The following is a 13549-nucleotide window of genomic DNA, read 5'->3' as shown; positions in this document are numbered from 1 at the left end:
GTGCGTCAGGAGAGTATTGCCTTTTTGCGCCGGCCCCGGATCCTTGTCATGGCGTTCAAAAGCCTGAGTTCCCGCAGTCCCGGCAAGCCTGCGCCCGTCGGTATGACACGACACGCGCCCCTTTTGGGCATCGCGCTGAAACTCAGCTCCACTTTTACTTTTTTTATCATGGCGACAGCCTTGAAGATCGCCGCGGAAGACGTGCCGATCGGCCAACTTGTTTTCGCACGGAATTTCTTCGGGCTCTTTCCGGTGCTGCTCATGGTCGGATTGCGGGGTGAACTCGGACTTGCGTTTCAAACCAAAAATCCGAAAGGCCATCTGACGCGGGCTGCCATCGGCCTCACGGCCATGGTCTGTTCGTTCACCGCGCTTTACCTGCTGCCACTGCCGGATGCGACGGCGATCGGTTTTGCAACGCCACTCTTCGTCGTGGTGCTGGCATTCTTTCTGCTCGGAGAGCAGGTCAGGATCTACCGCTGGAGTGCGGTCGGCGTCGGATTTCTCGGCATATTGATCGTCCTGTCGCCGCATCTGGGTGAAGACGAACTGGACAGCGCGTCGACGTACGGGGCTCTGTTGGGCATCATGGCAGCCGGCTGTGCGGCGCTCGCGATGATTACGGTGCGTAAATTGTGCGAGACGGAGAGGACGTCTACCATCGTCACCTGGTTTGCAGCGTCTGCCACGGTCCTGTCCTTGGTGACACTACCACTCGGATTTCTGCTGCCCGGTCAGGCGTGGATCGTGCCCGACCTGAAAACAGCTGGTCTTCTGCTGCTGATCGGCCTCGCCGGAGGCGTCGGACAGATCCTGCTGACACAGAGCTACCGCTTTGCCGATGCCTCGACGATCGCGCCGTTTGATTACGTCAACATGCTCTGGGCGATCATTGTCGGCTGGGTGGTCTTCTCCGAAGTGCCTGTTCCGCAGGTGATCGCCGGCGCCCTGATCGTTATCGCGGCGGGCGTCTTCGTCATCTACCGAGAGCACAAGCTCGGTCTCGACCGCACCAAATCGCGGCGGGCCTCGACGCCGTCACGATCCTGAGACGAATTCGGCCATTGTCTGCACCGACTGGTTTGAAATCAAACGGCCCCGGGTGTTTTCCCTGGCGTTGAAAATCGCGTGGTGCTTTCCCGGACCTGATCCGGGATCATCAAATGCCGTTGTTTGGGCCCGGCTCAAGCGGGAATAGCGAGACTGCAAACAAGCGCGAGCCTCTGTATTTTATCTGAAGGTCAGGGCCTGATGATCATCAACCCTGGTGTTTCAAGGCATCATCCAACATGCCGGATCCGGGTCCCGGCCATATCAAACCGGGAGAACAAGCGTCGGATTGAATGATCTGCTACGGCTTGTACTGGAAGGTCTCGACGGAGCTTTTCGATCCATCAGGATAGACAAGCTGGACACTGATTGACTGGGTCGATCCGGCAGGAAGCTCGATATAGGGCTTGTCCTTCAGGACGGCGTTGGGATTGTCGGGATCGCACTCGTCCAGCTCCCACATCTGGTCGAGCTGTCCATCGTTCAGTCCATAAAAGACAAAGTCGATGCCGCATTTCCACGATTCCAGATGGGTGAAGTAAATCAGCTGCTGGCCCTCCCAGTCGCGGAATGCCACCCAGTTTGCCTTGGTCACATCAAGGATCTGCTTGATCTGTTCGGGCGGCATGCCCTGCGCGGTTGCCTGGCCGGAAATGGAAAGTGTCATGATACTCAAGCTTGCTGCAAGCGCTGATGAGGTCAGAAATCGCATTTGTCAGCTCCCGTGTGGAGAGGAATTGGGGTGCCTTAGAAAGCCTTGAAGGTAATAATGGTTTTTGTGTCCTGGATTCCACCGATCGGATGAACCTTTTCATTGACGAAATGACCGATATCGGCGTCGTTGTCGACATAGAATTTTACCAGCAGGTCATAGTCGCCACTGGTCGAATAGACCTCGGAGGCAATTTCCGCGTCTGCGATGGCATTGGCAACCTGGTAGGTCTTGCCCAGTTGACATTTGATCATCACGAAAAACGGAACCATGCGTCACTCCGGTGATTTGCTCGTAAAAGGAATACCCAAGGACATCGCCCATCTTCCCGCCGCAGTCAATTGCCGAAACAAGTTAGGGACGGTTCGGGACTTGCATTCGGAAACCGGGCTTGATAGCAGTCAGACTATCTCATGGGGGTGCCCGACGAAGACCGATCGGGCTGAGAGGCAAAAGACCAACTCCTTGAACCTGATCCGGTTGGTACCGGCGGAGGGATTTGAGATGAAGATCTTCGAGGCGCAGGGCCTCAAACCTTCCTTTCATCCCTTCGAGTTGAAACTTCCGAGTTCGGAGGAGTTGCATGAGCCTGTCCGTTGCCGCGTCCACGCAGTCGTTGTCCGCAGAGGTCGTTTTCGACCTTCTCCAAAGGGTCCGCCAAAAAACGCCGCGCGTTCACACCATCACCAATGCCGTCGCGCAAACATTTACCGCGAATGTGCTGCTGGCAATTGGTGCTGTTCCGTCCATGACAATCTCCAGCGAGGAGGTGGCCGGATTTGCGTCGAGTTCGGATGCGCTGCTTGTCAATCTCGGCACGTTGGATTCAGCCAGGCGAGAGGCCATTCCGATCGCGATCGAGGCGGCCCGGGCCGCCGGTCGTCCCGTCAGTGTCGATCCGGTCTTTGTCAACCGGTCTCCCGTCCGATGCGCCTATGCGCGCGAGCTCATGGCATTCAAACCCGAACTTGTGCGACTGAACGAACCCGAATTGGCCGCGCTGTGCCCGCAGCGGTCGGATGTCGAGGCACTGATCGGATCCGGTACCGTTCTCGCCGTGACCGGCGCTGAAGACAAGATCGAAAGCCAGGGTGAGGACTTTCGCCTGCAAAACGGCCATCCGCTGCTGGCAAGAGTTACGGCAACGGGCTGTGCCGGTGGTGCGGTGCTGGCGGCCTTTGCGAGTTTGGAAAGTGACATTGCCCTGGCCGCCGCCGCGGGTCTTTCGGTCTTCAATATTGCCGGTGAAATGGCAGCGGAGCGGGCAGGTGGTCCGGGAAGTCTCGTGCCGGAGCTGCTGGACGCGCTCTATACGATGACATCCCGCGATGTCGAGATCAGGCTGAAGTCGGTCTGAGCCGTGTCTTTAATGGATGTTTCAATTCAGGAGGATCCCATGACTGCTATCGCGGTAACCATCGCAGGGTCGGATTCCGGTGGCGGCGCCGGAATTCAGGCAGATCTCAAGACATTCTCCGCCAACGGTGTTTATGGTGCGAGCGTCTTGACCGCACTGACGGCACAGAACACACGTGGCGTCAGTGCCATACAGGACGTGCCGCCGGAGTTTGTTCGGGCGCAGATGGATGCGGTCTATTCCGACCTCAAGGTCAATGCGACGAAGATCGGCATGCTTTCCGGATCTGCGATCATTGAGGCTGTGGCTGCCGGGCTGATAGCCCATGCAACAGGACCCGTCGTGCTGGACCCGGTGATGGTCGCGGCGTCAGGCGACCCTCTGCTTGCCGAAAGCGCCGTTGCAAGCCTTCTTTCCGTGCTGGTTCCGCTCGCCGATGTCATTACGCCGAATCTGCACGAAGCGGCGCGCATGCTGGAAGCGCTCGTTGCCGGCAGCGAGACCGAGATGTTGTCGCAGGCCGAACAGCTTTTGCGGCTTGGTGCCAAATCGGTTCTCTTGAAAGGTGGACACGGGACTGGCGAGGACAGCACGGACCTTTTCCTGGATACAGGCGGAAATGCGATCTGGCTGCGCGAGAAAAGGATCGCAACGCAGAACACGCACGGGACCGGCTGTACATTGTCCTCGGCGATTGCCGCAGGGCTTGCAACAGGGAACAAGCTTGAAGACGCGATTTTCGGCGCCAAGCGATATGTCCACGGGGCTATTGCCGCTGCTGACCGGCTTGATATCGGGGCCGGCCATGGTCCTGTTCACCATTTCCACCAAATCTGGAGCAAATGAGATGTCTGACAAGGGCCTGAAAAGCGACAAGATCGTGAGCCGGAGAACCTTGCTGGGAGCATCTGCGGTTGCCGGCGGGGCTTTGCTGACAGCTCCGGCTCTTGCGCAGGAAAAGACAACGATCGAATGGAAGATGGTGACGTCCTGGCCGAAGAACCTGCCTGGGCCAGGTGTAACCGCGCAGAGGATTGTGGACCAGGTGGCGAGAATGTCCGCTGGCCGGTTCCGCATTCGTCTTTATGCAGCCGGTGAACTTGTGCCAGCGCTTGGCGTGTTTGATGCGGTTTCAGCTGGCACGGCCCAAATGGGGCATACGGCCTCGTTCTTCTGGCAAGGGAAGATCCCCGCGTCCGTGTTCTTCACCGCAATTCCGTTCGGGTTGCTGCCTCATGAACATATCACCTGGATCGAAAGAGGCGGCGGGCAGGCGCTCTGGGACGAGCTTTACGAGCCCTTTGGTGTGAAACCTGTCATGGCAGGTAATACAGGTGTGCAGATGGGGGGCTGGTACAAGAAAGACATCAACGGACTGGATGACCTGACCGGTCTGAAGATCCGCATGCCTGGTCTTGGCGGGGAGGTGATGCGCCGCCTGGGCGCAACACCCGTCGGCTTGCCGCCAGCCGAACTGTTTCAGGCACTGCAGTCCGGTGTGCTTGATGCCACCGAGTTCCTCGGGCCGTGGTCCGACCGGGCCATGGGTTTCCACAAGGTCGCCAAAAACTACTATTCGCCCGGTTTTCACGAACCGAATGGGACCGGGGAGGCGCTTTTCAACAAGGTTGCCCTTGATGGTCTCCCGGACGAGTTGCGCGCAATTGTTCTGGAAGCATGCCGTGCGGAGAACGGCCGTGCCCTGGCTGAAAGCGACTGGGAAAACGCCGGCAGCCTGAAACTGCTTCAGGACGAAGATGGAGTCACAATCAAACCCTATCCCGACGAGGTTCTTCAGGCCTTGCGCACGACCTCGGTGGCTGTTCTGCTGGAATTTGCTGAAAAGGACGCGCTCAGCAAGCGAATCTACGAGAGCAATGTTGCGGCCCGCCAGCGGCTGGCTCCCTGGAGCGATGTCGCAATGCGCCGATTCATGTCGGCACGTGATGGCAACACCTGATCCGGGATTTCTTGCCGCCGATCGCGCAACCGGTGTGTCAACATCGTTGCTGGCATGCCCTGTTTGTTCCCGGCGGGTCAGACAGCGAGCGATAATTCCTGTCGGTCTGCACCGGTCACCGGGGCACGAGTTTAACGGGCTGTCCGATTAATTGACAGTGTGTCAGCGCCTAGGTGTGATCTGGCAGGGCCTCTGCCGTTGGGGTATGTGTGGCAATGCAGCAACGTTCACGGAATTAGTGACGTTAAAGGAAACCCGTTGTCGTTTGCCTATTCTTTGTGCATTTTTGCGAGGCTGTGTCGTTCCCATGACATAGACCCCTGGAACAAGACCTATTTACCTACTTTTACCGAATTCCCGAAGCGTGTTTGTCGAAACAGTAGAATATTTTGCACTGCAACATGAAAATACATCGCCTCAAGACGGTAATTTCTAAGCTTGCAACTGAACCCTGTCTTGGAAATCCTATCCTTCGAAAAATGATTTCCTCCATTTGGAGGGGGATGGGAGAAAACACCATGACATGGGCTAATAAAAAGACGTTTCTGTTTGCTTCCACTGCTATTGCTCTTTCCATAGCGGCAAGTGGGGCACACGCGGGGGCCTTCGCGATCCGCGAGCAGAGTGCATATTTTCAGGGGACATCCTTCGCGGGATACGGAACGTCGGGCGAGACGATTTCGGCGATGTACTGGAACCCGGCCTCCCTGATCGGTGCTCAGCAGGGCTGGAGCATGGAGGCACATGGATCGCTGATTATTCCGAATTCCGAAATCAACGGCACGCTGACCGGCGGCGCGGTCGGAACATCCTCGATCGGTAGTGGTGATATCGGTTTGGACGCCTTCGTGCCGGCGACCTACATTTCCTACAGACCCGATGACAAGTGGGTCTTCGGTGTCGGTATCAACTCACCGTTCGGACTGACGACAAAACCGAACCAGAACTGGGCGGCCCAGTTCTATTCCCGCTCTTCAAGAGTGTTCTCGATCAACGTCAATCCCAACGTTGCCTACAAGATCAACGACATGTTTGCCGTGGCGGTCGGTTTCCAGGTCCAATATCTGGATGTCAGCCTGAAGTCGGCGGACGCGACGTCCGGCGCAGGCTTTCCCAGATCCAACGAAATCTCGGGAGACGGGTTCGGTGTCGGCGTGACGGCAGGTGTCACAATCAAGCCGATCGAGGGCACAGAGATCGGTATCGGCTACCGGTCAGGTGTCGGGCATGACCTGAGTGGGCAGCTTTTCGCGGGCGGCACGAGGGCGGGCATCAATCTTGGCGTGGTAACGCCGGATATGGTGAACATTTCCGCCAAGCAGAAGATAACCGACAAGATTCGCCTGCTCGGCACGGTCGAGTGGACCAACTGGAGCCGCCTGAAATCTCCCGTCGCGACCTCGTCCATTACCGGTTCGGCGCTCACCACGCTTCATTTCAACTATGATGACGGCTGGTTCTTCTCCGTCGGTGGCGAATACGACTACAACGACAAACTGACATTCCGTGCAGGTCTGGGCTATGAAATCTCTCCGATTGACGAGGCCATTCGGTCAACCCGCCTGCCGGACAACAATCGATGGTGGCTATCTGCGGGTGCAAGCTACAATTTCAGCAAGCACATCGCTTTCGATCTTGGCTTTACCCATATCATCACGGAATCGACGGGTATCAACATCGACTCGAGCCATCAGGACTTCAATGCTGCATTCGGCACCTACAAGGCCGATGTCGACAGCAACGTGAACATTCTCTCCGCATCGCTTCGCTACAAGTTCTGATACGGTGATGAAACACGCAAAAGGGCCGGGAGTTTCCCGGCCCTCTTTGTTTTTCTGGCAACGTTCAAAACGCGGCTGGGTAGAGCCCGCCATCCATGAGGATGTTCTGGCCGGTGATATAACCGGCATGCCGAGAGCACAGGAATGCGCATGCCTGTCCGAATTCGGCTGCATTGCCGAAGCGCTGCGCGGGAATTTCGGCTGCCTGCTGAGCGCGAATCTCCTCCAGGCTTGTTCCGGTCTGCTGGGCGGCACGATCAAATCCACCCTTCAGCCGATCCGTATCCATCTTGCCCGGCAGGAGATTGTTGATGGTGATACCGGATGGGGCAAGCTGGCGGCAGACGCCGGCCAGAAATGCCGTCAGGCCGGCCCTTGCTCCGCTCGAGAGGTCCAGCCCTTCGATCGGCATTTTCACCGACAGCGAGGTGATGTTGACAATCCGCCCGAAGCCGCGCGCCCTCATGGCAGGTGTGACTGCCTGGATAAGTTCGATCGGCGTCACGAAATTCTGGACCGCACCTTCCAGCAGTGATTTGCGGTCAAGTTCCGTGTAGTCGCGTCTCGGTGGTCCACCATTGTTGTTGACGAGAATATCCGGCTCCGGACAGGCTGACAGGAGAGCCTGTTGTCCTTCCGGCGTCGACACATCCGCGGGCACACTCACAACGGAGACGCCGTACTTTTCCGTCAGGGCTGTGCGCGTTTCTTCCAGAACCGCTTCGTTGCGGCCGTTGAGGACTATGTCACAACCGGCTTCGGCAAGGGCTTCGGCGCAGCCTCTGCCCAGGCCGCGGCTTGATGCACACACGATCGCTTTTTTACCGTTCAGACCCAGATCCATAGCTTGTCTCCACTTTTGCCGTCGAACCAGATGTGCGCCGACCGGCAGGAATATTGATCAATCGGGTGTGGAGTTCGGGAACTCCACGGCAAGTCATCTTGCCTGTCATAATATTGATACCTGAATCGCGTCTATAGCGCTTCTGAAGGGAATGTGGAGAAATACCATGTCTGCTGCAGAGACGTCGCGTCACTACCGGGCCCTGTTCATTTCAGACGTTCACCTTGGCACTCGCGGCTGTCAGGCCGAATTGCTGCTGGGATTTCTGAAAGATCATGACGCCGAGACCATTTATCTGGTCGGCGACATTGTCGACGGCTGGCGCCTGAAACGGTCCTGGTACTGGCCGCAGCTTCACAATGATGTCGTGCAGAAAATATTGCGCAAGGGCCGCAAGGGTGCGCGGATTCACTACATTCCCGGCAATCACGATGAATTCCTGCGCAACTTCATCGGAACTCACTTTGGTGGTGTGGAAGTGGCGGACAGCTTTGTGCATGAAGCCGCCAACGGCAAACGCTACCTCGTTATTCACGGTGACCAGTTCGATGTCGTCATCCGGCATGCCAAATGGCTCGCCTTTTTTGGTGACAAGGCCTATGTGACCGCGCTCGGAATCAATACGTGGATCAATTTCCTGCGCCGCCGTATAGGCCTGACCTACTGGTCCTTGTCAGCCTGGGCGAAGCTCAAGGTCAAGAACGCCGTCAGTTTCATCGGCCGTTTCGAGGAGGCGCTTTCCGGTGAAGCGCGCCGGAAGGGTGTTGATGGCGTCATATGCGGCCATATTCACCACGCTGCCAATCGGGATATGAATGGTATTCACTACATCAATACCGGTGATTGGGTGGAAAGCTGTACAGCTGTCGCCGAACACCACGACGGGACGTTTGAGGTGATCCGATGGGTGGACAAGACCCAGGACGGGATTGCACCGGCCAAAGCCAAGGAAGCGCCGGTCGCAGCATGAGTTCCATCCTGATCGTGACGGATGCCTGGCATCCCCAAATCAATGGCGTTGTCAGGTCTCTTGAGCGTACCGCGGAAGAGCTTGCGGCAATCGGCACAAGGATCGAGGTTCTGTCGCCGCAAGCTTTCAGAACGCTCCCATGTCCGACCTATCCGGAAATCCGTCTTTCGTTGACACATCGGGGTATTGTCCGGCGCAAGATCCGGGAATTCGACTGCGAGCACCTGCACATCGCGACAGAAGGCCCGCTTGGCATTTTGGCCGCCAGCGTCGCGTGCAAGGCAGGGATGCCATTCACGACCAGTTATCACACGCGCTTTCCGGAATACGTATCGGCACGCCTTCCTGTTCCCCTGTCGTGGTCCTACAGATGGTTGCGCAGGTTCCACAATTCGGGATGCGGGTGCATGGTGGCGACCGGGTCGCTGGAAAACGACCTGCGGGCTCGCGGATTTGCAAACCTGATGCGTTGGTCCCGCGGGGTTGATGAGGATGTGTTCAAGCCGTACGAGGGGACAGTCCTCCCAGCAGATCTGCCGCAGCCGGTATTCATGTATGTCGGCCGTGTTTCGGTTGAAAAGAACATCAAGGCTTTTCTGGACCTGAATTTGCCGGGGTCCAAGGTCGTCGTCGGGGGTGGGCCGCAACTGGAAACATTGCGACGTGACTATCCTGGTGTTCATTTCACCGGAGCCAAAACCGGTGAAGACCTGGCACGACACTATTCCGATGCCGATGTATTTGTCTTCCCGTCGCTGACGGACACGTTCGGCAACGTGCTGCTGGAAGCTTTGGCATGCGGTGTCCCCGTGGCGGCGTTTCCGGTGATGGGGCCGATTGATGTCATTGGTGATACGGGGGCCGGAGTTCTGTCTGAAAACCTTCAGGAAGCTGCCGAAGCCGCATTGGAGATCCCGCGGGATCATTGCCGGAAAATTGCCATGAACTACACCTGGGCAGCGAGCGCCCGGCAATTTCTGGACAATTGCATCGAGGCCCGCGACCGGCATAACAGCTTGGAAAGAGATGCCAGGGCTGCCGAATAACGTCTTCCACCGATACCTTCGCATGGTGGTGACCGGATGTGTCACCGGAATTATGTTGGGGTTGTATTGAGTTGACTTTAAATCCCATTTAGTCATCGGGGTGGAACGAGTTTTTTCAAGGTGGATGCCAATGACCGATGCCGTTGTTCAATCTAGCTCAGCCGAGATGCAGAACCTTTCAGGCAAGGCGGTCACTTTCGAGGACGTCGAACAAGCGGCCGGCCGCATCAGGGGATACGCCGTGCGCACACCCTTGTTGCAGCACCCGGCACTGGACGAGCGGGCAGGGGCAAAGGTCCTGGTGAAACCGGAAAGCCTGCAACGAAGCGGGTCATTCAAATTTCGTGGCGCCTTCAATTGCCTTAACCTCATACCGGAAGAGGAACGCACGAAGGGTGTGGTCGCGTGTTCGTCGGGCAATCACGCTCAAGGAGTGGCGGCCAGTGCTCGCATTCTGGGCATCTCCGCGACGATCGTGATGCCGGCTGATGCCCCAAGGGTCAAACTTGATCGTACCCGGGATTTTGGGGCGAAGGTCGTTACCTATGACAGGGCACACGAGGATAGGGACAGGATTGCCGCGGCGATTTGCGCGGAAAATGATGCGACATTCGTGCATCCTTTCAACGACCCGGCGGTGATTGCAGGACAGGGAACCGTCGGTCTTGAATTTGCACAACAGGCTGATGAACTGGGTCAGAAGCTCGATGATGTGCTGGCTTGTACGGGCGGTGGCGGACTTTCCAGCGGAATAGCGCTTGCGCTCGCGTTCAAATCTCCTTCAACCCGGTTTCACACTGTCGAGCCGGAGCTGTTCGATGACTACAAACGGTCGCTCGAAGCTGGTGTCCTCTTGTCGAATGCCGCCAGGTCCGGATCGATCTGCGACGCGCTGCTTTCGGAAACTCCCGGAGAAATCGGTTTTTCCATTCTGAGCCAACTTGCCTCTGAGGGCCTGACAGTGAGCGATGAGGAAGTGCTGGAAGCGGTTGCCTTTGCTTTCAGGGAACTGAAGCTCGTTGTTGAACCCGGCGGTGCGGCAGCGCTCGCAGCCGTTCTATCCGGGAAACTTCCAGTGGAAGGCAAGACAATTGGTCTCGTGATAACCGGCGGGAATATCGATCCGGACATGTTGTCGAGGGCATTGTCGCGCTGACAATTGGATTGCAGCCTGGATCCGTACGGGCTTTGCCTCAAGAGATTGAAAAAACGAAGCTTTCTTGCCGTTTTCTTAAGCGTCACCTGAACGAAAAAGAGCGCAGCTGCCAGCTGCGCCCTTGTTCAGTGATCCGGAAATGAAATCAGTTGAAGAGGGCCTGACGTTCGGCTTCGGAGAGTTGCTGAAGAGGATCGGTGGCAGCATCGCCTTCCACCGCGGCTTCGTCTTCCGCCGCTTCCTCGGTCAGCTCCCAGGTTACGTCGGCCTCCGCCTCAGCTTCGTCGTCCACCACAGCTTCGTCTTCGGTCACGTCGACTTCACTGTCGAAGAGTTTTTCGATAGCGGCTTCGTCCAGCATGGCATCCGGATCCGCATTTGCAAATTCGTCAACTTCGTCAACCGGATCTTCGTCTGCGGGGTCTTCGTCTATCGGTTCTTCTTCAACAGGCTCTTCGTCGACCGCATCCGCAGGGGCTGACGCAAACATGTCGTCGATGGCTGCAGCGTCCATCGGCTCATGGCCTCCGGCCATGATCGCGTCGACATCGGTTTCAGTGGCCGCATCATCGTTCTCGGACGTAGCGGATGTTTCGGACGTGACGTCCATACCGGTTTCTTCCAAGGCAGCGTCGAACACGTCGTCGCTGACGGACATCAGTTCATCGACACTGTTCTGGCACACACCACGACCGGAACTTTGAGGACCGTTCAGAAGATGGGCATCCGGGCGCGTATCGACCGGACCTGCAGTGTCTTCGGCCTCCATCTCCTCGATACCCCAGATGCCGATCATCAGGTTGATGCGGCTTTCCAGGTAGCGCAGCACCTGGACAACCTTGTTCGTGCGCTGGCCGGTCAGGTCCTGGAAGGAACAGGCCATGAAAATTTCGGTGGCTTTCGCATCGATTTCATCACATGCGGCACCGTCGGCCCCGTTTTCCCGCAGCACCCAGGCCTGTTCCTGGATCTGCTCCGCAGCTTCCAGGATCGACTGGGTCGCGCCTTCGGTCTGCGTGACGATCGCGTCGAGTTCGTGAGATGCATCGACGAAACGGTTGCTTTCGTCACCATCGTCTTTGATGTTGGCAATCTCGGCCTTTGTCCGTTCGATGGCCTCGTGCATCTCGGCGATATCCAGACGGATCTTGTCGAGATCGGGTACCGTGCGTTCCCGGGTCACAACTTTCTCAAGCCGGTGAATCGCACCAAGGATCTCCGTTGTTTCCGGAGTCTTGTGTCGGTTCAGATATTCCTTCAGAAACCGACGCCCGCGATCGGATTCCAGCAGGGTCTGTTCGAGAGTGTGATATTCGGCGTCGCCGATCAACTCTGGCTCTTCCTGAATTGTTTCCGTTTTCATATGGGCGCGATTCTCAACTTGCCTAAGGATCGTGTGTTGCCGTAACACGGACAACTTCCCTTCGATCGTAGGGTGAAAATCGTTAACATCCCTTTATGCCGGCGTGGCCTGGAGCCTTGACAATGAACTTATGACAAAAATATTCAACAGTATTAGCGCACGGGTTGCTGCATTGTTTGCATGCCACTTTTTCGCGTTTGGACTTTTTCTACCGTTTTTCCCGTTAGTTTTGGAATTTCGGGGCCTTAGTACAGCTGAAATCGGATTTATACTGGGCGTCGGCACCATCGCGCGCATCGCAGCCAGTCCAATTTTGTCAAATATTGCCGACAGGACCGGTCAGCGACGATGGTCGATCCTGATCTATTCGATAATGGGTGCCGGGTTCATTTCGCTGTTTTTCCTGCCAGGCGGTATCCTCATCGCAAGTATCGCGATGGTTGGCTATATGGTGATCAAGGCCCCGATCCTGCCACTCAGTGATGCATATGCTCTCGACACAGCGCGCAATACCGGAGCAGATTATGCCCGCATGCGGCTCTGGGGATCGGTTGGCTTTGTTCTTGCCAATCTAGCGGGAGGAAGTCTTGCAGCCCAATCGACTTCATGGCTTATCGTCTGCCTGACAATCGCAGCGTCCTTCGCAACCGGCCTCGTCGTCATGTCATTGCCGAAACAGCAACGGGAACACGCCGATACAGCCAATGACCATCAGCTAAGGGTGACACCCTTCCGGAGTTTCTGGTTCTGGCCCGTGCTTGCAGTTCTGGGGCTCTTCCAGGCGACACATGCTGCCTTCTACGGGTTTGGCACGATCTACTGGCAATCGATCGATGTACCGAAGTTTGCCATCGGCGCGCTCTGGGCCATTGGTGTTGTGGCGGAGATCGCACTTTTCACCATAGCCGGGAAATTGTCGCTGCGTTTCGATCCGCCGGTTTTTCTCGTTGTTGCAGGTATTGCTTCGGTCATCCGCTGGGGACTGGTTCCGTTCGCCGATACGCTGCTGTTCATGGGAATGCTTCAGCTGTTGCACGGACTGACCTTTGGAGCCGCTCACCTTGGGGCCGTTGCGATTCTGGCAAAGGTCGTGCCCGCCCGTTGGTCCGGAACGGGGCAGGGCCTGTTCACAGCGTCAATCGGTATTCAGATGGCCGCCGGGATTGCAGTCTCAGGCGCACTTTTTGAAGACAATCCGCATGCACCGTTTTACCTGATGGCTGTGGTTGCCGCCGTTGGAACTGTTTTGGTTCTTTTGCTGACGCCCCTGATCCGCGAGAAAACAAGGCTCGCGGAAGCGGGATAGACTG

13 protein-coding genes and 1 riboswitch are annotated in these 13549 nt (G+C 56.9%); of the genes, 9 read left to right on the top strand and 4 right to left on the bottom strand.

Going from position 1 to position 13549, the window contains the following annotated elements; all coding sequences use genetic code 11:
* Positions 1 to 48: 48 nt before the first annotated feature.
* A complete protein-coding gene (locus ACO6TI_RS25590) occupies positions 49 to 1050 on the top strand; it encodes a DMT family transporter (RefSeq protein WP_422383635.1) in 1002 nt (333 codons plus the stop codon).
* Positions 1051 to 1351: 301 nt separating this feature from the next.
* On the opposite strand, the gene ACO6TI_RS25585 is transcribed toward ACO6TI_RS25590, so the two are convergent.
* Both ACO6TI_RS25585 and ACO6TI_RS25580 read right to left on the bottom strand, forming a co-directional pair.
* Positions 1352 to 1762: a hypothetical protein gene (locus ACO6TI_RS25585; protein ID WP_422383634.1), complete on the bottom strand. Its 411-nt coding sequence runs from the start codon at positions 1760 to 1762 to the stop codon at positions 1352 to 1354.
* Between the two features lie 35 nt (positions 1763 to 1797).
* The gene (locus ACO6TI_RS25580; protein WP_029063142.1) at positions 1798 to 2034 is read right to left on the bottom strand and encodes an Lrp/AsnC ligand binding domain-containing protein; all 237 of its coding nucleotides are present in this window, start codon (positions 2032 to 2034) and stop codon (positions 1798 to 1800) included.
* Between the two features lie 133 nt (positions 2035 to 2167).
* Positions 2168 to 2278: riboswitch (TPP riboswitch) on the top strand.
* Positions 2279 to 2345: 67 nt separating this feature from the next.
* Here ACO6TI_RS25580 and ACO6TI_RS25575 point away from each other — a divergent pair.
* From ACO6TI_RS25575 to ACO6TI_RS25560, 4 genes are all read left to right on the top strand, one after another.
* Positions 2346 to 3119, top strand: a complete 774-nt coding sequence (locus tag ACO6TI_RS25575; protein WP_055116684.1) for a hydroxyethylthiazole kinase — start codon at positions 2346 to 2348, stop codon at positions 3117 to 3119.
* Between the two features lie 39 nt (positions 3120 to 3158).
* Complete coding sequence (gene thiD, locus ACO6TI_RS25570) at positions 3159 to 3965, top strand: bifunctional hydroxymethylpyrimidine kinase/phosphomethylpyrimidine kinase (RefSeq protein WP_422383633.1); 807 nt, start codon at positions 3159 to 3161, stop codon at positions 3963 to 3965.
* A gap of 1 nt (position 3966) precedes the next feature.
* Entirely contained in the window at positions 3967 to 5079 is a 1113-nt protein-coding gene (locus tag ACO6TI_RS25565) for a TRAP transporter substrate-binding protein (RefSeq protein ID WP_104704034.1), read from the top strand.
* Positions 5080 to 5597: 518 nt separating this feature from the next.
* A complete protein-coding gene (locus ACO6TI_RS25560; protein ID WP_104704122.1) occupies positions 5598 to 6860 on the top strand; it encodes an OmpP1/FadL family transporter in 1263 nt (420 codons plus the stop codon).
* A 64-nt stretch (positions 6861 to 6924) separates the two neighbouring features.
* On the opposite strand, the gene ACO6TI_RS25555 is transcribed toward ACO6TI_RS25560, so the two are convergent.
* Positions 6925 to 7704: an SDR family oxidoreductase gene (locus ACO6TI_RS25555; protein WP_422383632.1), complete on the bottom strand. Its 780-nt coding sequence runs from the start codon at positions 7702 to 7704 to the stop codon at positions 6925 to 6927.
* 166 nt (positions 7705 to 7870) lie between these two features.
* Here ACO6TI_RS25555 and ACO6TI_RS25550 point away from each other — a divergent pair, with 166 nt between their 5' ends.
* The 3 genes from ACO6TI_RS25550 to ACO6TI_RS25540 all read left to right on the top strand — a co-directional run bounded on the left by ACO6TI_RS25550 (position 7871) and on the right by ACO6TI_RS25540 (position 10876).
* Positions 7871 to 8674, top strand: a complete 804-nt coding sequence (locus ACO6TI_RS25550; protein ID WP_055117014.1) for a UDP-2,3-diacylglucosamine diphosphatase — start codon at positions 7871 to 7873, stop codon at positions 8672 to 8674.
* Positions 8671 to 9720 carry a glycosyltransferase family 4 protein gene (locus ACO6TI_RS25545; protein ID WP_422383631.1) on the top strand — a complete coding sequence of 350 codons (1050 nt, stop codon included), beginning with the start codon at positions 8671 to 8673 and terminating at the stop codon, positions 9718 to 9720. Before ACO6TI_RS25550 ends, ACO6TI_RS25545 begins: the two co-directional genes overlap by 4 nt.
* Before the next feature lie 130 nt (positions 9721 to 9850).
* Positions 9851 to 10876 carry a threonine/serine dehydratase gene (locus ACO6TI_RS25540; protein WP_196899772.1) on the top strand — a complete coding sequence of 342 codons (1026 nt, stop codon included), beginning with the start codon at positions 9851 to 9853 and terminating at the stop codon, positions 10874 to 10876.
* Positions 10877 to 11021: 145 nt separating this feature from the next.
* On the opposite strand, the gene ACO6TI_RS25535 is transcribed toward ACO6TI_RS25540, so the two are convergent.
* Complete coding sequence (locus ACO6TI_RS25535; RefSeq protein ID WP_422383630.1) at positions 11022 to 12239, bottom strand: protein phosphatase CheZ; 1218 nt, start codon at positions 12237 to 12239, stop codon at positions 11022 to 11024.
* Between the two features lie 130 nt (positions 12240 to 12369).
* Here ACO6TI_RS25535 and ACO6TI_RS25530 point away from each other — a divergent pair, with 130 nt between their 5' ends.
* Positions 12370 to 13545 (top strand): MFS transporter, encoded by a 1176-nt coding sequence (locus ACO6TI_RS25530; RefSeq protein WP_104704121.1) that lies wholly within the window; start codon positions 12370 to 12372, stop codon positions 13543 to 13545.
* The last annotated feature ends 4 nt before the right edge of the window (positions 13546 to 13549 follow it).

Source organism: Roseibium album, assembly GCF_965233825.1.
Taxonomy (GTDB): Bacteria; Pseudomonadota; Alphaproteobacteria; order Rhizobiales; family Stappiaceae; genus Roseibium; species Roseibium album.
The sequence above is the reverse complement of the archived record's forward strand: the minus strand, read 5'-3'. Positions and strand labels throughout refer to the sequence as shown.

Excerpts from the sequence above, each read along its gene's own strand:
- ACO6TI_RS25590 (WP_422383635.1), top strand. The coding sequence starts at position 49 with ATGGCGTTCAAAAGCCTGAGTTCCCGCAGTCCCGGCAAGCCTGCGCCC.
- ACO6TI_RS25585 (WP_422383634.1), bottom strand. The coding sequence starts at position 1,762 with ATGCGATTTCTGACCTCATCAGCGCTTGCAGCAAGCTTGAGTATCATG.
- ACO6TI_RS25580 (WP_029063142.1), bottom strand. The coding sequence starts at position 2,034 with ATGGTTCCGTTTTTCGTGATGATCAAATGTCAACTGGGCAAGACCTAC.
- ACO6TI_RS25575 (WP_055116684.1), top strand. The coding sequence starts at position 2,346 with ATGAGCCTGTCCGTTGCCGCGTCCACGCAGTCGTTGTCCGCAGAGGTC.
- thiD (WP_422383633.1), top strand. The coding sequence starts at position 3,159 with ATGACTGCTATCGCGGTAACCATCGCAGGGTCGGATTCCGGTGGCGGC.
- ACO6TI_RS25565 (WP_104704034.1), top strand. The coding sequence starts at position 3,967 with ATGTCTGACAAGGGCCTGAAAAGCGACAAGATCGTGAGCCGGAGAACC.
- ACO6TI_RS25560 (WP_104704122.1), top strand. The coding sequence starts at position 5,598 with ATGACATGGGCTAATAAAAAGACGTTTCTGTTTGCTTCCACTGCTATT.
- ACO6TI_RS25555 (WP_422383632.1), bottom strand. The coding sequence starts at position 7,704 with ATGGATCTGGGTCTGAACGGTAAAAAAGCGATCGTGTGTGCATCAAGC.
- ACO6TI_RS25550 (WP_055117014.1), top strand. The coding sequence starts at position 7,871 with ATGTCTGCTGCAGAGACGTCGCGTCACTACCGGGCCCTGTTCATTTCA.
- ACO6TI_RS25545 (WP_422383631.1), top strand. The coding sequence starts at position 8,671 with ATGAGTTCCATCCTGATCGTGACGGATGCCTGGCATCCCCAAATCAAT.
- ACO6TI_RS25540 (WP_196899772.1), top strand. The coding sequence starts at position 9,851 with ATGACCGATGCCGTTGTTCAATCTAGCTCAGCCGAGATGCAGAACCTT.
- ACO6TI_RS25535 (WP_422383630.1), bottom strand. The coding sequence starts at position 12,239 with ATGAAAACGGAAACAATTCAGGAAGAGCCAGAGTTGATCGGCGACGCC.
- ACO6TI_RS25530 (WP_104704121.1), top strand. The coding sequence starts at position 12,370 with ATGACAAAAATATTCAACAGTATTAGCGCACGGGTTGCTGCATTGTTT.